General features: G+C 72.3%; 20 protein-coding genes and 2 pseudogenes. 13 read left to right on the top strand and 9 right to left on the bottom strand.

The window, feature by feature from the left end; genetic code table 11:
* The coding region (locus EFE23_RS01550; RefSeq protein ID WP_123239044.1) for an aminotransferase class I/II-fold pyridoxal phosphate-dependent enzyme at positions 1-993 on the top strand (993 nt) is incomplete at its 5' end.
* Positions 994-1,210: 217 nt separating this feature from the next.
* On the top strand, positions 1,211-1,912 hold the full coding sequence (locus tag EFE23_RS01545; RefSeq protein WP_123239043.1) for a UdgX family uracil-DNA binding protein: 702 nt from the start codon (positions 1,211-1,213) through the stop codon (positions 1,910-1,912).
* 7 nt (positions 1,913-1,919) lie between these two features.
* On the opposite strand, the gene EFE23_RS01540 is transcribed toward EFE23_RS01545, so the two are convergent.
* Positions 1,920-2,573, bottom strand: coding sequence for a 4a-hydroxytetrahydrobiopterin dehydratase (locus tag EFE23_RS01540; protein WP_123239042.1), 654 nt, complete (start codon positions 2,571-2,573; stop codon positions 1,920-1,922).
* 93 nt (positions 2,574-2,666) lie between these two features.
* Between EFE23_RS01540 and EFE23_RS01535 the strand changes: the two genes are divergently transcribed.
* The gene (locus tag EFE23_RS01535) at positions 2,667-3,404 is read left to right on the top strand and encodes a GNAT family N-acetyltransferase (RefSeq protein ID WP_123239041.1); all 738 of its coding nucleotides are present in this window, start codon (positions 2,667-2,669) and stop codon (positions 3,402-3,404) included.
* Positions 3,405-3,420: 16 nt separating this feature from the next.
* On the opposite strand, the gene EFE23_RS01530 is transcribed toward EFE23_RS01535, so the two are convergent.
* The 4 genes from EFE23_RS01530 to EFE23_RS01515 are packed head-to-tail and all read right to left on the bottom strand — an operon-like array spanning position 3,421 to position 7,414.
* Complete coding sequence (locus tag EFE23_RS01530) at positions 3,421-4,233, bottom strand: ABC transporter permease (protein WP_123239040.1); 813 nt, start codon at positions 4,231-4,233, stop codon at positions 3,421-3,423.
* Positions 4,230-5,144, bottom strand: a complete 915-nt coding sequence (locus EFE23_RS01525) for an ABC transporter permease (protein ID WP_123239039.1) — start codon at positions 5,142-5,144, stop codon at positions 4,230-4,232. The genes EFE23_RS01530 and EFE23_RS01525 overlap by 4 nt, the downstream gene beginning before the upstream one ends.
* A 1-nt stretch (position 5,145) precedes the next feature.
* Positions 5,146-6,345 (bottom strand): ABC transporter substrate-binding protein, encoded by a 1,200-nt coding sequence (locus EFE23_RS01520; protein ID WP_123239038.1) that lies wholly within the window; start codon positions 6,343-6,345, stop codon positions 5,146-5,148.
* Positions 6,332-7,414, bottom strand: coding sequence for an ABC transporter ATP-binding protein (locus tag EFE23_RS01515; RefSeq protein ID WP_123239037.1), 1,083 nt, complete (start codon positions 7,412-7,414; stop codon positions 6,332-6,334). Before EFE23_RS01515 ends, EFE23_RS01520 begins: the two co-directional genes overlap by 14 nt.
* 153 nt (positions 7,415-7,567) lie before the next feature.
* On the opposite strand from EFE23_RS01515, the gene EFE23_RS01510 reads away from it, so the two are divergent.
* From EFE23_RS01510 to rny, 9 genes and pseudogenes are all read left to right on the top strand, one after another.
* Complete coding sequence (locus EFE23_RS01510) at positions 7,568-8,710, top strand: acyl-CoA dehydrogenase family protein (RefSeq protein WP_123239036.1); 1,143 nt, start codon at positions 7,568-7,570, stop codon at positions 8,708-8,710.
* Between the two features lie 69 nt (positions 8,711-8,779).
* On the top strand, positions 8,780-10,081 hold the full coding sequence (locus tag EFE23_RS01505) for an MFS transporter (RefSeq protein ID WP_123239035.1): 1,302 nt from the start codon (positions 8,780-8,782) through the stop codon (positions 10,079-10,081).
* A gap of 2 nt (positions 10,082-10,083) precedes the next feature.
* Positions 10,084-10,284, top strand: a complete 201-nt coding sequence (locus tag EFE23_RS01500; RefSeq protein WP_123239034.1) for a DUF3046 domain-containing protein — start codon at positions 10,084-10,086, stop codon at positions 10,282-10,284.
* A 185-nt stretch (positions 10,285-10,469) separates the two neighbouring features.
* Positions 10,470-11,321: pseudogene (gene recA / locus EFE23_RS29400) on the top strand (recombinase RecA); the annotation flags it as partial.
* Between the two features lie 60 nt (positions 11,322-11,381).
* Positions 11,382-11,936: pseudogene (locus tag EFE23_RS29665) on the top strand (LAGLIDADG endonuclease); the annotation flags it as partial.
* A 171-nt stretch (positions 11,937-12,107) separates the two neighbouring features.
* Positions 12,108-12,608, top strand: a complete 501-nt coding sequence (locus tag EFE23_RS29390) for a hypothetical protein (protein ID WP_305034351.1) — start codon at positions 12,108-12,110, stop codon at positions 12,606-12,608.
* 11 nt (positions 12,609-12,619) lie between these two features.
* Positions 12,620-13,312, top strand: coding sequence for a regulatory protein RecX (locus EFE23_RS01490; RefSeq protein WP_123239032.1), 693 nt, complete (start codon positions 12,620-12,622; stop codon positions 13,310-13,312).
* 272 nt (positions 13,313-13,584) lie between these two features.
* The gene (locus EFE23_RS01485) at positions 13,585-14,289 is read left to right on the top strand and encodes a 3-keto-5-aminohexanoate cleavage protein (RefSeq protein WP_123239031.1); all 705 of its coding nucleotides are present in this window, start codon (positions 13,585-13,587) and stop codon (positions 14,287-14,289) included.
* 838 nt (positions 14,290-15,127) lie between these two features.
* The gene (rny, locus tag EFE23_RS01480; protein ID WP_123239030.1) at positions 15,128-16,894 is read left to right on the top strand and encodes a ribonuclease Y; all 1,767 of its coding nucleotides are present in this window, start codon (positions 15,128-15,130) and stop codon (positions 16,892-16,894) included.
* Between the two features lie 93 nt (positions 16,895-16,987).
* On the opposite strand, the gene EFE23_RS01475 is transcribed toward rny, so the two are convergent.
* The 4 genes from EFE23_RS01475 to EFE23_RS01460 are packed head-to-tail and all read right to left on the bottom strand — an operon-like array spanning position 16,988 to position 20,389.
* Entirely contained in the window at positions 16,988-17,956 is a 969-nt protein-coding gene (locus tag EFE23_RS01475) for an amino acid ABC transporter permease (RefSeq protein WP_123239029.1), read from the bottom strand.
* Positions 17,953-18,660 carry an amino acid ABC transporter permease gene (locus EFE23_RS01470; protein ID WP_123239028.1) on the bottom strand — a complete coding sequence of 236 codons (708 nt, stop codon included), beginning with the start codon at positions 18,658-18,660 and terminating at the stop codon, positions 17,953-17,955. Before EFE23_RS01470 ends, EFE23_RS01475 begins: the two co-directional genes overlap by 4 nt.
* A 37-nt stretch (positions 18,661-18,697) precedes the next feature.
* Positions 18,698-19,576 carry a glutamate ABC transporter substrate-binding protein gene (locus tag EFE23_RS01465; protein WP_123239027.1) on the bottom strand — a complete coding sequence of 293 codons (879 nt, stop codon included), beginning with the start codon at positions 19,574-19,576 and terminating at the stop codon, positions 18,698-18,700.
* A gap of 57 nt (positions 19,577-19,633) precedes the next feature.
* Positions 19,634-20,389: an amino acid ABC transporter ATP-binding protein gene (locus tag EFE23_RS01460; RefSeq protein ID WP_123239026.1), complete on the bottom strand. Its 756-nt coding sequence runs from the start codon at positions 20,387-20,389 to the stop codon at positions 19,634-19,636.
* A gap of 198 nt (positions 20,390-20,587) precedes the next feature.
* Between EFE23_RS01460 and selD the strand changes: the two genes are divergently transcribed.
* Positions 20,588-21,577 carry a selenide, water dikinase SelD gene (selD, locus tag EFE23_RS01455; protein WP_123239025.1) on the top strand — a complete coding sequence of 330 codons (990 nt, stop codon included), beginning with the start codon at positions 20,588-20,590 and terminating at the stop codon, positions 21,575-21,577.
* Positions 21,578-21,793 lie beyond the last annotated feature (216 nt).

Raw genomic sequence — 21,793 nt, 5'->3', positions numbered from 1 at the left:
GCCGCGCTCGCCGCCGAGATCGGGCCCCCCGGCGGATACGCGGCCAGCGCCGTCCTGCCCGAACTGGCCGCCGCCGCCCGCGACCGGCTCGCCGCCGACGGCGTGCCGGCCGAGGAGATCACCGTGACCGGGGGCGCGCTGGACGGCATCGAGCGCCTGCTCGCCGCCCACCTGCGCCCCGGCGACGCGGTCGCCGTCGAGGACCCCGGCTGGGCCAACCTGCTCGATCTGGTCGCCGCGCTCGGGCTGCGGGCGATCGGGGTGCCCGTCGACGAGGAGGGCCCCACCGAGCCGGGCGTCCGGGCCGCCCTCGCCGCCGGGGCGCGCGCCCTGGTCGTCACCAGCCGGGCCCAGAACCCGACCGGCGCCGCCGTTTCCGCCGGGCGCGCCGACGCCCTGCGTACGCTGCTCGCCGGCCGCGCCGACCTGCTGCTGATCGAGGACGACCACGCCGCCGAGTTGGCCCGCGTACCCCTGCACCCGCTCGCCGGGGTGACCCCGGCGTGGGCCTTCGTCCGGTCGGTGAGCAAGCCCTACGGCCCGGACCTGCGGCTCGCCGTGCTGGCCGGCGACGAGGCCACGGTGGCCCGGGTGGCCGGGCGGGCGCGGGTCGGCGCGGGTTGGGTCTCCACCGTGCTGCAACGCCTGGTCCTGGCGCTTTGGCGCGACCCGGACGCCGCCGACCTGGTGCGCCGCGCGGGGGAGAGCTACGAGCGCCGCCGCGACGGGCTGGTCGAGGCGCTCGCGGCGCACGGGGTGAGCGCCCACGGCCGTACCGGGATCAATGTCTGGATCCCGGTGCCCGACGAGACCTTGGCCGTCACGGCGCTGCGCGACGCCGGCTGGTCGGTGGCCCCCGGCGCGCCGCACCGGATCGCCGCCGGGCCGGGGGTGCGGATCACGGTCAGCTCGCTCGACCAGGCCGACCTCGATCCGCTCGCCGGGGCCGTCGCCCGCGCGCTCCGCCCCACCGCCACCGGCTTCACCGCCTGAGCCGGGACGCATGGCCACCGCCCGCCCGGGTAAGCCCGGCCGGGAGGTGGGCGGCGTGGCTTCGAACGGGTCCCGGACGGGTCTGTGGATCGGCGTGGCGGTGGTGGTGATCATCCTGGTGATCATGTTGATCGCCCTGGTCTCCCGCGGCGGTGGTGGCGGCGGGTACTGACCCGCGGGTCGGGCGTCGAGCACGAAACCGGTATATAAAGTCGGCATGGCCGAGACCGAGAGCGCGCCCGGAGCCCAGGAGTTCATCCCGCCGCAGGCGGACACCATCGACCAGTTGCGCAGCGCCGCGACCGACTGCCGGGGTTGCGAGCTCTACCGCGACGCCACGCAGACCGTCTTCGGCCGGGGCGACGAGAGCGCCCAGGTGGTGTTCGTCGGCGAGCAGCCCGGCGACATGGAGGACAAGCAGGGCCTGCCCTTCGTCGGGCCGGCCGGCCGGGTGCTGCGCCGGGCGGTCGACGACGCCGGCATCGACGCGGGCCGGGTGTACATCACCAACGCCGTGAAGCACTTCCGCTTCGAGCTGCGCGGCAAGCGGCGGATCCACCAGACCCCGGACCGGGTGCACATCACCGCGTGCCGGCCCTGGCTGGTCGCCGAGTTCGCCCGGCTCCGGCCGGAGATCGTGGTGGTGCTCGGCGCCACCGCCGCCAAGGCGCTGCTCGGCCCGGCCTTCCGGGTGACGAAGCAGCGTGGCGAACTGATGCCCTGGCCCGCCGCCGCCCAGCACCCCGAGGACTTCGCCCGGGTGCCGGTGGACAGCGCCGGGAAGGTGGCCGACGCGCCGGAGGCCCGGCTGCTGGCCACCATCCACCCGTCCGCGGTGCTGCGCGCCGACAACCAGGACGTGGCGTACGACGGGCTGGTCAAGGACCTGAAGGTGGCCGCCCGCGCGCTGGCCCGCTGACCACCGCTCAGTCGCGCCCCTGCCAGGTGCAGAGGCAGACCCGGTTGCCGTCCGGGTCGGCCAGCACCCAGAAGTGCGGCGCCGCCGCGTCGCTGACCAGCGTCCCGCCGGCGGCGACGGCCGCGTCGATGCGCGGCCGTACCTCGGCCGGGTCCACCCACACGTCCGGGTGCCAGCGCTGCCGGGGCTCCTTTCGGCCGGACTTCTGGAACCACACCGTGGGCAGCGTGCCGGCCGGGTCGCGCAACTCGTCGCCGAACCCTGGGCCGGCGAGATGCTCGGTGGCGAGCACCGCCCGCCAGAACGGCAGCACGGCGGCGAAGTCCGGGCTGTCCAGGGCGAGTTCGAGCCGGGCGACGCCGGTGTGGCCCAGGGGCGCCCCGGCCTCGGCGGCGATCGCCGAGATGGCCCGGGCCAGCCGCACGTCCCGGTCGGTGACCCCGCGCGCGTCGTGCGACCAGAGCCGGACGTCGACGTGGGCGTAACGCAGGTCGAGATCCGGGTGGTGGTCCATCCGCTCGGCCTCCGCCCCGATCGCGTCCACGATCGACAGCCCGGTCGCGAAGTCCCGCGTACGGATCCGGGTCTGCAGGGCCCCCAGCAGGTAGGTCCAGCCGGCCAGCTGCTCGTCGGCGATCTGTTGTCCGGTCAGCGTGGTCATCCCGCCATGGTGGCCCATCGGGGCGGGTCGGACCACCCCGGCGGCGGCGAAATGGACCTGCCCGCCGTGCGGCGGGGGCCATAGCGTCGGGGCATGACGAGTGATCTCGAGCTGTCCGTCGGGAACGCCGCGGCCATGTGGACCGCGCTCGCCGAGAGCCGGGGACACCGGCTGCTGCGCCGGCCGGGATTCCTGGCCGTGCTGGGCGACGCCCACGCCGGGCTGCGGATCCTGCTGCGCCGGCCCGATCCGACCCCGGACGACCGCGCCGAGCTGGCCGCGCTGGTCCGCGGGCGGACCGGTCCGGTGGTCGTCGAGGACCAGTACGCCCGCCTGGACCTCACCGAGCTCGGCCTGACCCCGCGCACCCTGCCGGTGCTGATCCGCCGCCCCGCGCCGGCGCCCGACCCGGCGCTGCCGGTCACCCCGGTCGAGCGCGCCGACCAGCTCGCCGTCGCCGAGGACGTGGTGGTGCACGGCTTCCCGCTGGCGGGCTTCCAGCCGTACCGCCCGGCGCAGGCGTTCCCGGCCGCCCTGCTGGACCGGCCCGCGGTCCGGTTCTTCCTGGTCCACCGGGACGAGGCGGGCGCCGTCGGGCCGGGTGCCACGCCGGCCGGCGCCTGCCTGACCGTCCGGGACGAGGGGGTCGGCCTCTACTGGATGACCAGCCTGCCGGCGCACCGGTCGCGGGGCGTGGGTCGCGCCCTGCTGCACGGGGTGCTGGCCCGCTTCGGCGACGTGCCGATGACGCTCACCGCCGCCCGGGCCGGCCGCCCGCTGTACGACTCGCTCGGCTTCGTCCCGGTCGCGGACGCCACCTGGTGGGGCTGAGATCCCGCCCAAGGAGTCAGAGGCGGCCGCCGCCGGCCGTGTCGGAGAGCCGCTGGGCCAGGTAGATCGGCACCACCGAGGCGACGATGAGGACGGCGGCCACCACGTTGATGACCGGCGCCTGGTTCGGCCGGAACAGGTTGCTGAAGATCCAGATCGGCAGGGTCTGCACCCCGGGGCCGGCGGTGAACGTGGTGACGATGATCTCGTCGAAGGAGAGCCCGAACGCCAGCAGCCCGCCGGCCAGCAGCGCCGAGCGCAGCACCGGGAACGTCACGTACCGGAAGGTCTGCCACCCGTCGGCCCCCAGGTCGGCGGACGCCTCCTGGAGGTTGCCGCCGGACCGGCGCAGCCGGGCCAGCACGTTGTTGTAGACGACCACCACGCAGAACGTCGCGTGCCCGACGATCACCGAGAAGAGCCCCTTGTCGATGCCGAACGGCGCCAGCACGGAGCGGAACGCGGTGTCCAGGGCGATGCCGGTGACGATGCCGGGCAGCGCGATCGGCAGCACGACGAGCAGCGACACCGTCTCGCGGCCGAAGAACCGGTACCGCTGCACGGCGAAGGCGACCAGGGAGCCGAGCAGCAACGCGATGGCGGTCGCGCCGAGCCCCGCCTGGACCGACGTCCACAGCGCCTCCCGCGCGCCCGCGTTCTCCCAGGCCCGCGCCCACCATTCGGTGGTCCAGCGCGGCGGCGGCCAGGCGAACGTGCGGTCGGCGTTGAACGAGTTGACCAGCACGATGGAGAGCGGCAGGTAGATGAAGGCGAGGCCGAGCGCCATCGCGCCGCGCAGCAGCCAGCGTGCCGACCGGGAGAGGGTCACAGCTCCTCCAGAGCTCCGGACCGCCGCACGGCGACCAGGTAGCCGACCATGATCAGGACCGGGATGGTGGCCAGCGCGGCGGCGAACGGCAGGTTGTTCGCCGCCCCGATGTTCACGTAGACGAGGTTGCCGATGAGCTGCGTCTTGCCGCCCACGATCTGCACCGTGATGTAGTCACCGAGCGAGAGCGAGAAGGTGAAGATCGAGCCGGCGATGACCGACGGGACGACCACCGGCAGCACCACCGCCCGGAACGTGCGGCCGGCCCGGGCGCCCAGGTCCGCCGACGCCTCCAGCAGCGAGTCGGGCAGCCGCTCCAGGCCCGCGTAGATCGGCAGGATCATGTACGGCAGCCAGAGGTAGGCCAGCACCAGCACGGTCGCGCCCAGCCCGTACCCGGGGCCGCTGCCCGGCCCGCCGAACAGCCAGTCCACCGGCCCGCCGTTGGCCAGCAGCACCCGCCAGGCGTACGCCTTGACCAGGTAGCTGGCCCAGAGCGGGGTGAGGATGGCGACCACCAGCCAGCGCCGGTGCCGGGGCTTGGCGACCTTGGCCATGTAGAAGGCCATCGGCAGGGCGATCAGGGTGTCGATCACGGTCACCGCGGCGGCCACGCCGACGCTGCGCAGCGCCACCGTGCGGTACACCTCGTCGGTGACGATGGTGCGGAAGTTGTCCAGGGTGGGCTGCCGGACGACCTCGCCGGTGAAGCCGTTCACCGTCCACAGCGCCGAGACGAAGAGCACGGCCAGCGCGCCCAGGTAGGCGACCACCAGCCAGAACAGCGGGGCGGCCAGCAGGGCGGCGAGGCGTACCCCGGCGTGCCGGTGCAGCCAGGCCGAGAGCCGGCGGACCGGCCCGCGGGCGGCGGTGGCGCCACCCGCGGGCCGGTCGAGCGTCGAGGTGGCCACCTCAGCCCTTGATCGTGGTCCAGGCCTGGGTCCAGGCCGCGTAGTCCTTGCACTTGACGTCGGTACGCCCGTCCAGGCACTGCTGCACCGGGGTGTTCCAGTACCAGACCTTCTCGAAGTAGGCCTCGTCCTCCGCGTGGTAGGTCGCGCAGTGGTTTTTGTCGGCGGTCTGTGCGCAGGCCAGCTTGTTGGCCGGTGCCTCGCCGAACCACTCGGCGACCGCCGCGTTGGCCTTCGGCGAGATGATGTGGTCCATCCACCGGTACGCGCAGTTCGGGTGCTTCGCCTTCGCCGAGACCATCCAGGTATCGGACCAGCCGGTCGCTCCCTCCTCGGGCAGGATCGCCTCGACCGGGGCCTTGTCGGCGACGGCCAGGTTGGCGATCACCTGCCAGGTGGTGCCGAGCACCGAGTTGCCGGCCTTGAAGGCCTGCACCTCCTTGGTGTAGTCCGACCAGTACTCGCCGACCAGTTCGTTCTGCTTCTTCAGCAGGTCGACGGCGGCGGCGAACTGCTTGTCGTCCAGCGCGTACGGGTTCTTGATGCCCAGCTCAGGCCGGTGCTTCATCAGGTAGAGCGCCGCGTCGGCGAGGTAGATCGGCGAGTCGTACGCGGTGATCTTCCCTCGGTAGGGGGAGTTCGCGTCGAACACCGCGCCCCAGGAGGTGGGGGCGGGCTTGACCACGTCGGTGCGGTACATCAGCAGGTTCGCGCCACGACCGTGCGGGACGCCGTAGGCCACCCCGTCCACGGAGTTCCACTGCTTCAGCTTGAGCCCGTCGAAGACGTCCTTGTAGTTGCCGATCAGGTCGGTGTTGACCGGGGCGACGTCGCCGCCGTAGATCAGCCGCAGCGAGGCGTCCCCGGAGGCGGAGACCACGTCGTACTCGCCGGTCTTCATCAGGGTCACCATCTCGTCGGAGGTGCCGGCGACCTTGACGTTGACCTGGCAGCCGGTCTCCTTCTCGAAGTCGGTGACCCAGTCCACCTTCGGGTCGGTGGAGCCGTCCTCGACGTACCCGGCCCAGGCGACGACGTTGACCTGTCCCTCGCCGGCGCCCAGCGACGCGAGCTTGTCGATCTTGGGCGGCTTGATGCCGCCCGGGCCGGAACCGCCGGCGTTCGTGCCGCCGTCGCCGCAGCCGGCCAGGGTGAGCAGGCCGACCGCGGCGAGCGCGGTCAGAGTTCTACCGGTACGCATGTGCGCTCTCCTTCGGGAGGGGGGTCGGTACGGCGGGGACGGGTACGGCCACGGCGTGCTCGGTGCGCCAGGCCAGGCGGACCGGCCGGCCGCGCAGCGCCGCCACGTCGGCCGAGGTGGTGGTCAGGTTCTGTTGCGTCACGACGAGCCGGGCACCGGCGTCGAGGTCGACGACGAACCGGGTGGTCGCCCCGGCGTAGACGACCTCGGCCACCCGGCCGCCGGCGGAGGTCTCCTCGGCGGTCGGCGGGGAACCGTCCAGCCGGATCTTCTCCGGGCGGATGGAGAAGGTTCCCTCGCGGCCGAGCACCGCCCGGGCCGCCTCGCCACCGAGCAGGTTGGAGGTGCCGACGAAGCCGGCGACGAACGGGGTGGCGGGTCGCTCGTAGACCTCGGCCGGGGTGCCCACCTGGGCGATCCGGCCGTGCTCGAAGACCGCCACCCGGTCGCTCATGGTGAGCGCCTCCTCCTGGTCGTGGGTGACGAAGACGAAGGTGATGCCGACCTCCCGTTGCAGCGCCTTCAACTCGACCTGCATCTGCTCGCGCAGCTTCAGGTCCAGCGCGCCCAGTGGCTCGTCGAGCAGGAGCACCTTCGGGCGGACGACCAGCGCGCGGGCCAGGGCGACCCGCTGCCGCTGCCCGCCGGAGAGCGCGGCCGGCCGCCGGTCGGCCAGCCCGTCGAGCCGTACGCTCCGGAGCGCCTCCGCCGCCCGGTCCCGCCGCTCGGCGCGGCCCACCCGGCGCACCCGCAGGCCGTACTCGACGTTCTGCCGCACGGTCATGTGCGGGAACAGCGCGTAGTCCTGGAACACGGTGTTGACGTCCCGCTCGAACGGGGCGAGCCGGGTGACGTCCCGCCCACCGAGCAGGACGCTCCCGGCGGTCGGCGGCTCGAAGCCGGCGATCATGCGCAGCACGGTCGTCTTGCCGGAGCCGGACGGCCCGAGCATGGAGAAGAACTCGCCGTCGGCGATCTCCAGATCGACGTCGGCTACCGCCTCCACCGCACCGAACGACTTGCGCAGGCCGCGGAGGGCGACTGCGGGGGTAGCGGGCCCGGCTGACATGGGCGCTCCTCAGTCCTACGGTTAACGTTGTGCTGGTGGACTAGGGTCCACGGAAATCGTGTCGTGAGAATAGAGCCGCAACGGATACCGTCGTCAAGACCCGATGGCCGTCCGGCTCTTCCCGGCCGCCGGTCGGACGGGCAGACTCGTGCCATGGAGCAGCATCTCTACGAGCCCGTCCACGAAGAGTTCCGGGACCTGTGCCGCGAGTTCCTCGCCCGGGAGGCGGTGCCGCACCACGCCCAGTGGGAGGCCGACGGGATCGTCGACCGCGCGGTGTGGCGCAAGGCCGGCGCGGCCGGGCTGCTCGGCATGGACGTCGACCCGGAGTACGGCGGTGGCGGCCAGCGGGACTTCCGGTTCAACGCGGTGCTGGTCGAGGAGGTCGTCTCGGCCGGCTGCTCCGGGCTGGGCTTCGGGCTGCACAACGACGTGGTGGCCCCGTACCTGACCGACCTGACCACGGAGGACCAGCGCAAGCGCTGGCTGCCCGGCTTCTGCTCCGGGGAGCTGGTCACCGCCATCGCGATGAGCGAGCCCGGCGCCGGCAGCGACCTGGCCGGGATCCGCACCACCGCGGTCCGCGACGGCGACACGTACGTGCTCAACGGGCAGAAGACCTTCATCACCAACGGCGAGCTGGCCGACCTCGTCGTGGTGGTCGCCAAGACCGCGCCCGACCAGGGCGCGCACGGGGTGAGCCTGGTGGTGGTCGAGGCCGGGACGCCCGGCTTCGGCCGGGGCCGCCGGCTGGCGAAGGTGGGCCTGAAGGCCAACGACACCGCCGAGCTCTTCTTCGACGACTGCCGGGTGCCGGCGGACCACCTGATCGGCACCGAGAACCACGGCTTCTACCACCTGATGGGCAACCTGCCCCGGGAGCGGCTGAGCATCGCCGTCGCCGCCGTGGCGGCCTGCGAGAAGCTGCTCGCGCTCACCCTCGACCACGCCCGCTCCCGGGAGGCGTTCGGCCGGCCGATCGGGAAGTTCCAGCACAACCGCTTCCTCCTGGCGGAGCTGGACACCGAGGTCACCATCGCGCGGACCTTCGTCAACCACTGCGTCGCCGAGTTCAACGCCGGCCGGCTCTCGGTCACCGACGCGGCGAAGGCCAAGTGGTGGACCACCGAGCTCCAGAACAAGGTCGCCGACCGCTGCCTCCAACTGCACGGCGGCTACGGCTTCATGCTCGAGTACCCGGTGGCGAAGGCCTGGCTGGACGGCCGGGTGCAGACCATCTACGGCGGCACGACCGAGATCATGAAGGAGATCATCGGCCGCGGGCTGGGCCTGTAGCGGAACGGGGTGGAGCCGGGCGGGTCCGGTGCGCGAGGATGGGTCGCCCCTTACCGAGGAGAAACCCGCATGGCCACCGACCTCACCGCTCCGGCCCTCACCCGGCCCGACGTCGCGCCGATCCAACGGCGGACGCTGCGCCTGCTCTTCGTGACCCAGATCATCGGCGGTATCGGGGTCACCATCGGCATCGCCGTGGGCGCGCTGCTCGCCGCCCGGATCGCCGGCACCGCCGTGGCCGGCCTCGCGCAGAGCGCCGCCGTGGTCGGCGGGGCGCTGCTGGCCGTACCGGTCACCCGGATCATGACCGGGCACGGCCGCCGGCCGGGCCTCGCGGTGGCGTACCTGGCCGGGGCGGTCGGGGGCGTGCTGGTGGTGCTCGCCGCGGTCACCCGCTGGGTGCCGCTGCTCTTTCTCGGCATGCTGTTCTTCGGCGGCGGCACCGCAGCCAACCTCCAGGCCCGCTACACCGCCGTCGACCTGGCCGAACCGGCCCGCCGCGGCCGGCAGCTCTCGCTGATCGTCTGGGCCACCACCATCGGCGCGGTGGCGGCGCCGAACTTCGCCGCGCTCGCCGACCACACCACCAACGGCTGGGGCCTGCCGCCGCTGGCCGGCCCGTTCGCGTTCAGCGCGACCGCGTTCGTGCTGGCCGCGGTCGTACTGCTGATCCTGCTGCGGCCCGACCCGCTGCTCACCGCGCGCCGCCTCGCGGCGGCCGACGCGCCGCCGGCCGAGCCGGCCGTGGCGGCCCGGCGCGGCGCGGGCATGCGCCTGGCGTGGCAGACGGTACGCCGGCTGCCCGCCGCTCGCCTCGGGATCGCCGCCGTGGCGGTGGGCCACGTGGTGATGGTCGCGGTGATGTCGATGACCCCGGTACGGCTCGGTGAGTTCCACCACGACGCCGACGTGCTGCGGGTGGTCGGCATCGTGCTGAGCCTGCACATCGCCGGGATGTACGCGCTCTCGCCGGTGGTGGGTTGGCTGACCGACCGGCTCGGCCGGCGGGCGGTGATCCTCGGCGGGATCGTGGTGCTGCTGGCCGCCTGCGCGATCGCCGGTACGGCCGGACACCACACGCCGGGGCTCTCCGTCGGTCTGACGCTGCTCGGGCTGGGCTGGTCGGGCACCATGGTGGCCGGTTCCACGCTGCTGTCGGAGTCGGTGCCGACCGCCGTGCGGCCGGCCGTGCAGGGGTTCTCCGACCTGATCATGGGGCTGGCCGGCGCGGCTGCCGCGGCACTCAGCGGGTTTGTCATGCGGATGGCCGGTTATCCCACGCTCACCCTGCTCGCGGCGATCGCGACCGTGCCCCTGGTGGCGCTAGCGTTGCGTCCGGTGCCCGCCGGGGTGCCCGACAAGGAGGACTGATCGTGCGGCTGACCGACTTCTGGGCCCGGCTGGAGGAGGCGTTCGGGCCGGGCTACGCGGCCAGCATCGCCAGCGACCAGGTGCTGTCCCAGCTCGGCGGGCGGACCATCGAGCAGGCACTGAAGGCGGGTACGGAGACCCACGTGGTGTGGCGGGCGGTGGTCGCCGCCTATCCCGACCGGGTTCCCGCCCGGCTGCGCTGAGCAGCGCTTCCGCTACTTCGGCGTGTCGCTTGTCGAGTCGTACACCTGTTCGGCTATTGTCCACAGCGGGGTGCTCGTCCACAGCTCGCGGCCCGTCGGCTGGTTTTCTGTCGGACCCAGCGCCTAGCGTGTCCCGCGTGACGCGAAGCTCAGGTAAGACGCCGGCGAAGGCAGGGGTGGCAACGATGGCGGCAGGGCCGGACCGGGAGAAGGCGCTCGACCTTGCTCTCGCTCAGATCGACAAGCAGTTCGGCAAGGGTTCGGTGATGCGGCTCGGGGAGCGGCCGGTCGTGCAGACCGCCGTCATCCCGACCAGCTCCATCGCGCTCGACGTGGCGCTCGGCGTGGGCGGTCTGCCCCGCGGCCGGGTCGTCGAGATCTACGGCCCGGAGTCCAGCGGTAAGACCACGGTCGCCCTGCACGCGGTGGCCAACGCCCAGCGGGCCGGCGGCATCGCCGCCTTCATCGACGCCGAGCACGCGCTCGACCCGGAGTACGCGAAGGCCCTCGGCGTCGACACCGACGCCCTGCTGGTCTCCCAGCCGGACACCGGCGAGCAGGCGCTGGAGATCGCCGACATGCTGGTCCGCTCCGGCGCGATCGACATCATCGTGATCGACTCGGTGGCGGCCCTGGTGCCGCGCGCCGAGATCGAGGGCGAGATGGGCGACAGCCACGTGGGTCTCCAGGCCCGGCTGATGAGCCAGGCGCTCCGGAAGATCACCGGTGTGCTCAACAACACCGGCACCACCGCGATCTTCATCAACCAGCTGCGGGAAAAGATCGGCGTCATGTTTGGCTGCATGTCGTACTCGACCCGGGTCACCCTGGCCGACGGCACGCAGGAGAAGATCGGCAAGATCGTCAACCAGCGGATGGACGTCGAGGTTCTCTCCTACAACCCGGAGACCGACCGGGTGGAGCCGAAGCGGATCACGAACTGGTTCAACAACGGTCCTGCGGAGCAGTTCCTCCAGTTCACCGTCGCCAAGTCGGGCGGCAACGGGCGGGCGCAGTTCGCCGCCACCGCGAACCACCTGGTGCGCACTCCGGGCGGCTGGCGGGAGGCGGGCGAGTTGATCGCCGGTGACCGGGTGATGCTCGCCGAGTCACGCCGCCTCAGCGAGCAGCAGTGGCAGGTCGTCCTCGGCTCGCTGATGGGCGACGGTGCCCTCTCGCCGAACCGTCAGGATCGCTCCGGTGTCCGCTTCCGTCTCGGTCACGGCGCACAGCAGGTCGACTACGTCGACTGGAAGGTCTCGCTGCTGGGCAACATCGCCCACTCCCGGCGTACCGACGCCCGGGGCGCGGCCTTCGTCGATTTCACCCCGCTGCCTGAGCTGGACGAGCTGCGCCGCGCGGTCTACCTGGGCGACGGCAAGAAGCACCTCAGCTGGGACTACCTCAAGGCGCTGACTCCTCTCGCCCTCGCAGTGTGGTACATGGACGACGGCTGCTTCACTGTCCGTTCGAAGGGCCTGCAGGAGCGTACGGCCGGCGGGTCCGGCCGAATCGAGATCTGCGTCGAGGCGATGGCGGAGGGCAGCCGCGACCGTCTGGTGGCGCATCTGCGCGACGCGTACGGGATGGACGTGAAGCTGGTCTCCCGGGGCGCTCGGCAGACGGCGTCGATCATCTTCACTACGGAGGCGTCGGCGAGGTTCCAGGAGCTGATCGCTCCCTACGTGCCGGCGGCGATGGAGGCCAAGCTGCTGCCGCGCTTCCGAGGCCAGTGTGCCGTCGAGCCGCAGTTCGTCCCAGCGGAGCTGATGCCGGTGCCGGCACGGATCATCGATGTCCGAGTCAAGCCGAAGACCCGCTCGATGAACCGGTTCGACATCGAGGTTGAGGGCAACCACAACTACTTCGTCGACGGGGTCATGGTGCACAACAGCCCCGAGACGACCACGGGTGGGCGGGCGTTGAAGTTCTACGCCTCGGTCCGGCTCGACGTGCGGCGCATCGAGAGCCTCAAGGACGGCACCGACGTGGTCGGTAACCGGACCCGGGTCAAGGTCGTGAAGAACAAGGTCGCGGCGCCGTTCAAGCAGGCCGAGTTCGACATCATGTACGGCAAGGGCATCTCCCGCGAGGGCTCGCTGATCGACGTCGGCGTGGAGCAGGCGATCATCCGCAAGTCCGGCGCCTGGTACACCTACGACGGCGACCAGCTCGGCCAGGGCAAGGAGAAGGCCCGCGAGTTCCTCCGGGAGAACCCGGACGTGGCGGCCGAGATCGAGAAGAAGATCCTGGAGAAGCTCGGCGTCGGCACCGGCGCGGGCGACGCCGCCGGCGGCCCGGAGCTGCCGCCGGTCGACTTCTGATCCGCTGATCCGTGGCAGGACGACGTGCCCGTACGGGGCGCGGCTGGGACGCCAGTCCGCCCCGCGCGGGTGACGCCAACCCCACCCCCCGGCCCCGCCGAGGTCGTCGTGGTCGCGCGGAGGAGCCCGATTCCGAGGCGACTCCGCCGCGCGACGAGGCCGAGGTGGCCCGGGAGATCTGTCTGCGGCAGCTCGCGGTCCGCCCGCGTACCCGGGCCGAGTTGGCCAAGGCCCTGGCCAGACGGGGCATCTCCGAGGAGGTCGCCGCCGGGGTCCTCGACCGGTACGACGAGGTCGGCATCATCGACGACGCGGCCTTCGCCCGGGCCTGGGTCAGCAGCCGGCACACCGGCCGAGGGCTGGCCCGGCGGGCGCTCGCCAACGAGCTGCGCCAGCGCGGCGTCGACGGTGACGTGGCCAGCGAGGCCCTCGGCGAGCTGGACGAGGAGACCGAGGCCGACACCGCGCGGGCCCTGGTCGAGCGGAAGCTGCGCTCGGCGCGCGGCGATCCCGACGCGGTGTTCCGCCGCCTGGTGGGCATGCTGGCCCGCAAGGGCTACCCGCCCGGCGTGGCGATTCGGGCGGTGAAGGACGCCCTCGCCGCGCAGAGCGCCGAGGCGGCCGAGTTCGCCGAGCACATCGACGCCGACGCCCTCGCCGACGCCGAGAACGACCTGGACCGCGACCAACGCCCCTTCGACTGAACGGCCCGCTCGGGCCCGACCCGGGCCCCTCCCGGGCCGGGCCCGGTCCCGCCCCCGCATGGGCCGGGGCCGGGCCTCCCGCGGATTGCGGTAGGTCGGTCCTTCCTGGCGGGGGGACGGCCCGGATCTCCGCATCCCGTGTCCGCTGTAGCGCCGGCGCCGGCCGGACGGGGCATTCCGGGACGGGGAAGGGGCGGGCTGCGGTACCTCCGCAGCGGGGCGGGCGGCGGTCTGGGCGCGCGGGCTGCCGGTGGGCGGGCCATGATGGCCGGGTGTTGAAGGCCTGTCTCAACGGCGGTCGGCGGCGGGACGAGCACCCCGCGGTGCCGGTCACCCCGGCCGAGCTGGCCGCCGACGCCGCCCGGTGCGCCGCGGCGGGGGTCGCGGCGGTGCACGTGCACCCGCGTGACGCAGCCGGCGACGAATCCCTCGACCCGGCGGTGATCGCCGGGGTGGTCACCGCGATCCGGGCCGCCCGGCCCGGCCTGCCGGTCGGGGTGAGCACCGGTGCGTGGATCACGCCCGATCCGGTCGCCCGGGTCGCCGCCGTCCGGTCCTGGACGGTGCTGCCCGACTTCGCCTCGGTCAACGCCCACGAGCCGGGTGCGGCGGCGGTCGCCGCCGCCCTGCACGAGCGGGGCGTCATGGTGGAGGCGGGCCTCTGGACCGAGCCCGCGGTCGACGCCTGGCGTCGCTGGTCGGTGCCGGTCGGCCGGATCCTCGTCGAGTGCCTCACGGAGGAACCCGAGCGGTCCGTGGCCGACGCCGCCGCCATCCTCGCCGCCCTGCCCGCCGGCGGCCCGCCGGTGCTGCTGCACGGGGAGGGCTCGGCCACCTGGCCGGTGCTCGTCGAGGCGGTACGCCGGGGCCTGGCCACCCGGATCGGCCTGGAGGACACGCTGGTCCTGCCGGACGGCTCTGTCGCGCCGGACAACGCCGCCCTGGTGGCCGCCGCGCAGGCCCTCGGCGCCCACTGACCGTCCGCCCCGGCGCCCACGGCACCCGCCCGGCCATCACGTCGAGGGTCGCCGACATTGCGGCTTGGCCGTCGATCGGAAGCAACACTTTCGGGGAAGTTGCGATGTGCCCCCGGGCCGCGGGGTGGGCCGCCGCGTCGGTGCCGGGTGGTTGGTGGCGTGAGGGCTCTGATCAGGCCGGGAAGGCGATGAAGGATCGGTGGGTCGCGAGGTTTGTCCGGCCGTGTCCGGCATCTGGTCAACGTAGGGTGACTCGACAACTTCTCTCCGTCCGGGTGGTTTGATCATGAGTTCTTGACCGAACCGCCCTCGGAGACCTAGCCTCGCCATACAGGCTCACTTTGCCCGACCAGCGCAGGCTAAGCGCACAACATAGATCGCGTAACAGAACAGCATCACTTTGGCCAGCGTCACCGGCCTTTGACGGCAGCTCCGGACGGCCGGTCCGGAGCCGACCGACAACTGCAACCGGTTGTCGGCGGTGCCCCTCCGTGGGCACCGTCGACGGAACGCTACCCACGGCCAGCCGCTCGGTCGGGCGTCCGGAGTCGCAGGTGCGTGCCTTCGGCACGACCGCTGCGGCGCGACGTTCAGGGGAGGCGGCCATGACGGGGCGGCAGAGGTTCACCGGTGGTCTTCCACGCGCTGCCGGTCGCTCCTCGCCAGGCCACGACGGCCCCGGCCGTGCCAGACCCGTGTCGAGCCCGCATCCGGCCAGGACGTCCGGAGCAGCCGGCCGCCCCCGGCCTCGTCGGCCCCGCCCTGGGCCGGTCGCCGGTTTCCGGGCCGGGCTGGCCACCGCGGAACGCCGGTCGTGCCGTCCGCTGGGAGCGGCGGCATGAGGGGCTTCGACGTGGTCCTCCTGGTGGTGGTGCTGATCCTCACCGTCGTGGTGGTCGGCGCCGTGGTGTTCGGGGTGCGTACGCTGCGCCGGATCAGCCTGGCGCCCGCCCCCGAGGACCCGGCCTTCATCGCCGAGAAGGACCGGCAGGAGCAGTCCCTGGCCGCCCTGCGCAGCGCCGCCGACGAGGCGAACAGCACCATCGACGTGGCGAAGTCGGCCGCCGCCGCGGCCCGCGCCGAGGCGGCCGCCGCCAAGGCCGAGGCGAAGGCGGCCCGGGCCGAGGCCCGCCGGGTCCTCGACGACGCCCGTGCCGAGGCCGACACCGTGCTGGAGCGGGCACACAGGCAGGCCGAGGCGGACGCCGAGCAGTTGCGTACCGCCGCCCGGCGCAGCGGCGAGCGGGAGGTGGCGGTGCTCGCGGCGACCACCCGCGAGCAGGCGGCCGAGGTGGAGCGCCGGGCCGCCCGGATGGACGAGCGGGAACGGCTGCACACCGAGGAGGTGGAGCGGCTCGCCGAGCGGGAGCGGCAGCTCACCGCCGCCAGCGCCGCCCTGGCCGCCCGCGAGGCCGCCCTGGTCGAGCGGGAGCAGGCCCTCGCCGAGGTGGAGGAGCAGCGCCGCCGCGAGCTGGAGCGGGTGGCCGGGCTGACCGCCGAGGTGGCCCGTACCGAGCTGGTCGAGTCGATCGAGGGCCAGGCCAAGCGGGAGGCCGCGCTGCTGGTCCGGGACATCGAGGCGGACGCCCGGAGCACCGCCGAGCAGCGGGCCCGGCACATCGTGGTGGACGCCATCCAGCGGGTCGCCAGCGAGCAGACCGCGGAGAGCGTGGTCAGCGTTCTGCACCTGCCGGGCGACGAGATGAAGGGGCGGATCATCGGCCGGGAGGGCCGCAACATCCGCGCCTTCGAGTCGGTTACCGGGGTCAATCTGATCATCGACGACACCCCCGAGGCGGTGCTGCTCTCCTGCTTCGACCCGGTACGCCGGGAGGTCGGCCGGCTCACCCTGGAGAAGCTGGTGCTGGACGGCCGGATCCACCCGCACCGGATCGAGGAGGTCTACGACCTGGCCCGGCACGAGGTGGAGGAACTCTGCCACCGGGCCGCCGAGGACGCCCTGGTCGAGGTCGGCATCACCGAGATCCACCCGGAGCTGGTCACCCTGCTCGGCCGGCTGCGCTACCGCACCTCGTACGGGCAGAACGTGCTCAAGCACCTGGTGGAGACCGCGCACATCGCCGGCATCATGGCCGCCGAGCTGCGGCTGGACGTGCCCACCATCAAGCGCTGCGCGTTCCTGCACGACATCGGCAAGGCGCTCACCCACGAGGTGGAGGGGAGCCACGCCATCATCGGCGCCGACCTGGCCCGCAAGTACGGCGAGAGCGAGGACGTGGTGCACGCCATCGAGGCACACCACAACGAGGTGCCGCCGCAGACCATCGAGGCCGTGCTCACCCAGGCCTCCGACGCCTGCTCGGGTGGCCGCCCGGGTGCGCGGCGGGAGAGCCTCGAGGCGTACGTGAAGCGGCTGGAGCGGATCGAGGAGATCGCGGCCGGCAAGCTCGGTGTGGAGAAGGTCTTCGCCATGCAGGCGGGCCGCGAGATCCGGGTGATGGTCAAGCCGGAGGACGTCGACGACATCGGCGCGGCGGTGCTGGCCCGGGACGTGGCCAAGCAGATCGAGGAGGAGCTGACCTACCCCGGTCAGATCCGGGTCACCGTGGTCCGCGAGTCCCGGGTCACCGAGATCGCCCGCTGAGCCGGGCCCCTCGGGGGCGGCAGGGTCACCGATGACGGTACGACGAGGGCCGGTCCGGAGGTCCGGACCGGCCCTCGTGCCGTCAGGGGTGGATCAGTTGCCGCCGGCACCCTCGGCCTGGGAGATGAGGGCGGTGGCCGGGGCCTGCTGCGCCGGGGTGCCGGCGGTCTTGCGACCGCGGGAGAGCCGGTGCTGGACGAACTGCGCCAGCTTCGACAGCGAGTAGTTCACCGCGATGAACAGCACCGCGATCACCGCGTACACCTGGATCGGATTGCCCAGCACGCCGATGATCTGCTTGCCGATGTTGAGCGTCTCCTCGTAGCTGATGATGAAGCCGAGCGAGGTGTCCTTGAGCACCACGACGAGCTGGCTGATCAGCGCCGGGAGCATGATCCGGAACGCCTGCGGCAGCAGGATCATCCGGGTGGTCTGCGCGGGGGAGAGGCCGATCGCGGCGGCGGCCTCCGCCTGCCCGCCGGGCAGCCCCTCCATGCCGGAGCGGAGGATCTCGGCGATGACCACCGAGTTGTAGACGGTCAGACCGATGACCAGGTACCAGAGGTTGTCGAACGAGACGCCGAACTCGGGGAAGCCGCGCGCCACGAAGAAGATCGTGATGACGACGGGCAGCCCCCGGAACACCTCCACGCAGACCCGGGTCACCGCGGACAGCAGCACGCTCAGCCCACGCAGCAGGTACGCCAGCGGCGTGGCCAGCCCGGTGAAGCGCCGCCGGGTGAGGCTCTTGAGCTGGATCCGCAGCACGGCGAGCAGGGTGCCGACGACCAGCGAGGAGAGGATCGCCAGGGCGGCGGCGGTCAGGGTGTGCTTCAGGCCGACGCCAAGGCGGTCCCAGACCTGGGTGAAGTTCTCGTTCGAGGGGTCGATCAGCGGACCCCACAGCTCCATCGAGAACTGGCCCTTGTCGGCCAGCGGCCGGTAGATCAGGAGGTACGCCCCGATGAGCACCACGACCGTGGCGATCAGGCTGCTGACCAGCGTGATCCGCCGCTGCCGGGGGCCGGGGACGTCGTAGAGGACGCTGTTCTGCTGGCTCACCGGGCCACCGCCTGTCGCTTCTCGATCCGGTCGAGGAGGGCGCCCAGCGGCACCGTCATGATCAGGTATCCGACGGAGATGCCGATGGCGACCGGGATGAAGGCGTAGCCGCCGGCCGAGGTGAGCTGGTCGGCGGTCTGGGACAGGTCACCGATGACGCCGAAGAAGCCGACCAGCGCGGAGTTCTTGATCATCGCGATGATGACCGAGCCGAGCGGCACGATCGACGCCTTCCAGGACTGCGGCAGCACCACGTACCGCAGGTTCTGGCCGAAGGTGAGGCCGAGCGAACGGGCGGCCTCGGCCTGTCCCGGGGGCACCGCGTTCACCCCGGAGCGCAGCGCCTCGCAGACGAACGCCGCCGTGTAGAGCGACAGCGCGATCAGGGCGAACCGGAAGTACGGCAGGTCGGTGCCGAGCCGGCTGAAGACCGCGTCCAGGCCCGGGATGCGCAGGAAGTTGGCGTTGGAGCCGAGCGCGGGCAGGCCGAACGCGGCGAAGAACATCACCACGGTCAGCGGCAGGTTCCGGAAGACGGTCACGTAGGCGGTGCCGAGCGCGCGCAGCGGTGGCACCGGGGAGATCCGCAGCACCGCCACGACGGCGCCCAGGATCAGGGCGCCGATCGCGGCGAGAAAGCAAATCTGGAGGGTGAGCCAGAATCCACCCGCGAAGACGTCGAACTTGTCGATGAGCACACTCACGGGTCGGTTTCCTCCCCACCCTCCAGATCAGGTCGGATCAGTAGCGGTTGATCGTCGGAGCGTCGCCCAGGGTGGCGCCGAACTTGCCGGCGGTGTCGTCCCAGGCCTTCTTCCAGCGGCCGTCCTGCATGGCCTTCTCCAGGACGTCGTTGATGAAGTTACGGAAGTCGGTGTCCTCCTTCTTGACACCGATGCCGTACGGCTCCTTGGTGAAGTTGTCGCCGGCCATCTTGAAGGAGGCCTCGTCCTTGGCGATGTAGCCGAGCAGGATCACGTTGTCCGTGGTGACCGCGTCGACCTGGCCGCTCTTCAGGGCGTCCCGGCACTTGTCGTAGGTGTCGAAGGGCACCACCTGGGTGGCGACGTCCTTGACGTACTTCTTGATCTCCTCGATCGGCGTGGAGCCGGTCACCGAGCAGACCTTCTTGGTGCCGTCCTTGAACGAGTCCGGGCCGGTGATGCTGGTGTCGTCCTTGCGGACCATGATGTTCTGGCCGGCCTCGTAGTACGGCCCGGCGAAGGCGATGCGCTCCTTGCGCTTGTCGTTGATCGTGTAGGTCGCGGCGACCAGGTCGACGGTGCCGTTGACGATCACGTCCTCGCGGACCTTGGACGGGGTCTCGACGTACTCGATCTTGTCCTCGGGGATGCCGAGTTCCTTGACGATGATCTTGGCGATCTCGACGTCGAAGCCCTCCGGCTTGCCCGACAGGCCCTTCTGACCGAAGCCCGGCTGGTCGAACTTGGTGCCGACCTTGATCTTCTGCGCCTTGTTCAGCCGCTCCATGGTGCTGCCGGCGGCGAAGGACTTGCTGCCCGCGCCGGTGCCCTCGTCGCTGTCGTCACCGCCGCAGGCGGCCATGCCCAGCGCCAGGGTCGCCGCCGCGGCGACCGCGGCCACGCGCTTGAAACGCATACTCATCTCCTTCTTCGACGGAGCCCACCGGGGGACGGCGCGCTCCACTACGGACGCTCAGTGGGTGAGGATCTTGGAGAGGAAGTCCTTGGCCCGCTCGCTGCGCGGGTTCGCGAAGAACTCGGCCGGCGGGGCCTCCTCCACCAGTTGGCCGTCGGCCATGAAGACGACCCGGTTCGCCGCGTGCCGGGCGAAGCCCATCTCGTGGGTGACCACGACCATGGTCATGCCGTCGCGGGCCAGCGAGGTCATCACGTCCAGCACCTCGCCGACCATCTCCGGGTCCAGCGCGCTGGTCGGCTCGTCGAAGAGCATCGCCTTGGGCTGCATGGCCAGGGCGCGGGCGATCGCCGCCCGCTGCTGCTGGCCGCCGGAGAGCTGCGCCGGGTACTTGTCCGCCTGGTTGGCGATGCCGACCCGGTCCAGCAGGGCCAGGCCGCGCTCGCGGACGGCGGCCGGCTTCTCCTTGCGGACCTTGATCGGGCCGAGGGTGACGTTCTCCAGGATGGTCTTGTGCGCGAAGAGGTTGAACGACTGGAAGACCATGCCGACCTCGCTGCGCAGCTTGGCCAGGGCCTTGCCCTCGGCGGGCAGCGGGGTGCCGTCGAACGTGATGGTGCCCGAGTTGATCGGCTCCAGCCGGTTGATCGTCCGGCACAGCGTCGACTTGCCGGAACCGGACGGGCCGATCACCACGACCACCTCGCCCCGGCCGACGGAGAGCGACACGTCGTCCAGCACGTGCAGCGGGCCGAACCACTTGTTGACCCCGTCCAGCACGATGAGCGGTTCGCCGGTCGTCACGTCCTCCACCGTCCCTGTCGTCCGTCCGGAATGCGGGGTCGGTCGACCCCCGGTTTGGGCAACTGTAGGCGGCGTGACGTGGCGGAATGCAACTCGAATGGTCACGGAGCGGTAACACCGGTCACCGGCGTGCCGCCGCGTCCGAATCTTGTCACCGTTCGGCCCGTCCGAGTGGCGCAGCCCGCACCCTGCGGAGATCATGAGGGGATGGCCGACGTGCTCCGCTTGACCGATTACGCCCGTGGCGGCGGCTGCGCCTGCAAGATCCCGCCGGGCGAGCTGGAGGCGATGGTCGACGGCCTCGGCCCGGCCACCGGCGCCGCCGACCTCCTGGTCGGACTGGAGCACGGCGACGATGCCGCGGTGGTCCGGCTCGACGAGCGGACCGGCCTGGTCAGCACCGCGGACTTCTTCACGCCGGTGGTGGACGACCCGTACGACTGGGGCCGGATCGCCGCGGCCAACGCCCTCTCCGACGTGTACGCCATGGGCGGCACCCCGCTGGTGGCGCTCAACCTGCTCTGCTGGCCCCGGGAGGTGCTGCCGCTCGAGCTGGCCCGCGAGGTGCTGCGCGGCGGCCAGGACGTGGCCCGGGAGGCCGGCTGCCACCTGGCCGGCGGGCACAGCGTGGACGACGACGGCCCGAAGTACGGGCTCGCGGTCACCGGCGTGGTCCGCCCCGAGGAGCTGATCACCCTGGACGCCGGCCGGGCCGGCCTGCCGCTGTCGCTGACCAAGCCGCTCGGCGTCGGCGTGCTGAACACCCGGCACAAGCGGACCGGGGAGCGGTTCCCGGAGGCGGTCGCCTCGATGGCCCGGCTGAACCGGGACGCGGCCCGGGCGGCGATCGCCGCCGGTGTGCGGTGCGGCACCGACGTCACCGGGTTCGGGTTGCTCGGGCACGCCTCGAAGCTGGCCCGGGCCAGCCGGCTCACCGTGGCGATCGACGCGGCGGCCGTGCCCTACCTGCCCGGGGCCCGGGAGGCGTTGCGCGACGGGTACGTCAGCGGCGGCACCCGCCGCAACCTGGAGTGGGTCACCCCGTGGACCGACTTCGGCGGCGCCGGCGAGGGGGAGCGGCTGCTGCTGGCCGACGCGCAGACCTCCGGCGGCCTGCTGGTCGCCGGCGAGGTGCCCGGCGGCACCGTGGTGGGCGAGCTGCTGCCGGCGAGCGAGCACCTGATCCGGGTCCGCTGACGGCGCGCGGTGACTGGAATCGGCGCGGACCCCCGGTGATTCCGGCCGCGGAAGCGGCACGACACCCCGGTGATTCCGGCCGCGGAAGCGGCACGATACCCGATAAACTGTCATCTTCCCGCTACTCGGAGCAACGTCGCCCGAAGAAATTTTGCCCGTAATGGTCACAGACCGGTAACTTGCCCCCGGCTGCGGTCATATGCACCCCACCATCGT

Origin of the sequence: Micromonospora solifontis (genome assembly GCF_003725545.1) — a bacterium.
GTDB classification, from domain to species: domain Bacteria; phylum Actinomycetota; class Actinomycetes; order Mycobacteriales; family Micromonosporaceae; genus Micromonospora; species Micromonospora solifontis.
Note: the sequence above shows the minus strand (reverse complement) of the source record. Positions and strands in the feature narration are given on the sequence as shown.

Excerpts from the sequence above, each read along its gene's own strand:
- EFE23_RS01465 (WP_123239027.1), bottom strand. The coding sequence starts at position 19,576 with ATGCGTTTCAAGCGCGTGGCCGCGGTCGCCGCGGCGGCGACCCTGGCG.
- EFE23_RS01545 (WP_123239043.1), top strand. The coding sequence starts at position 1,211 with ATGGCCGAGACCGAGAGCGCGCCCGGAGCCCAGGAGTTCATCCCGCCG.
- EFE23_RS01505 (WP_123239035.1), top strand. The coding sequence starts at position 8,780 with ATGGCCACCGACCTCACCGCTCCGGCCCTCACCCGGCCCGACGTCGCG.
- selD (WP_123239025.1), top strand. The coding sequence starts at position 20,588 with ATGGCCGACGTGCTCCGCTTGACCGATTACGCCCGTGGCGGCGGCTGC.
- EFE23_RS01535 (WP_123239041.1), top strand. The coding sequence starts at position 2,667 with ATGACGAGTGATCTCGAGCTGTCCGTCGGGAACGCCGCGGCCATGTGG.
- EFE23_RS01515 (WP_123239037.1), bottom strand. The coding sequence starts at position 7,414 with ATGTCAGCCGGGCCCGCTACCCCCGCAGTCGCCCTCCGCGGCCTGCGC.
- EFE23_RS01540 (WP_123239042.1), bottom strand. The coding sequence starts at position 2,573 with ATGACCACGCTGACCGGACAACAGATCGCCGACGAGCAGCTGGCCGGC.
- EFE23_RS01520 (WP_123239038.1), bottom strand. The coding sequence starts at position 6,345 with ATGCGTACCGGTAGAACTCTGACCGCGCTCGCCGCGGTCGGCCTGCTC.
- rny (WP_123239030.1), top strand. The coding sequence starts at position 15,128 with ATGAGGGGCTTCGACGTGGTCCTCCTGGTGGTGGTGCTGATCCTCACC.
- EFE23_RS29390 (WP_305034351.1), top strand. The coding sequence starts at position 12,108 with ATGAACCGGTTCGACATCGAGGTTGAGGGCAACCACAACTACTTCGTC.
- EFE23_RS01510 (WP_123239036.1), top strand. The coding sequence starts at position 7,568 with ATGGAGCAGCATCTCTACGAGCCCGTCCACGAAGAGTTCCGGGACCTG.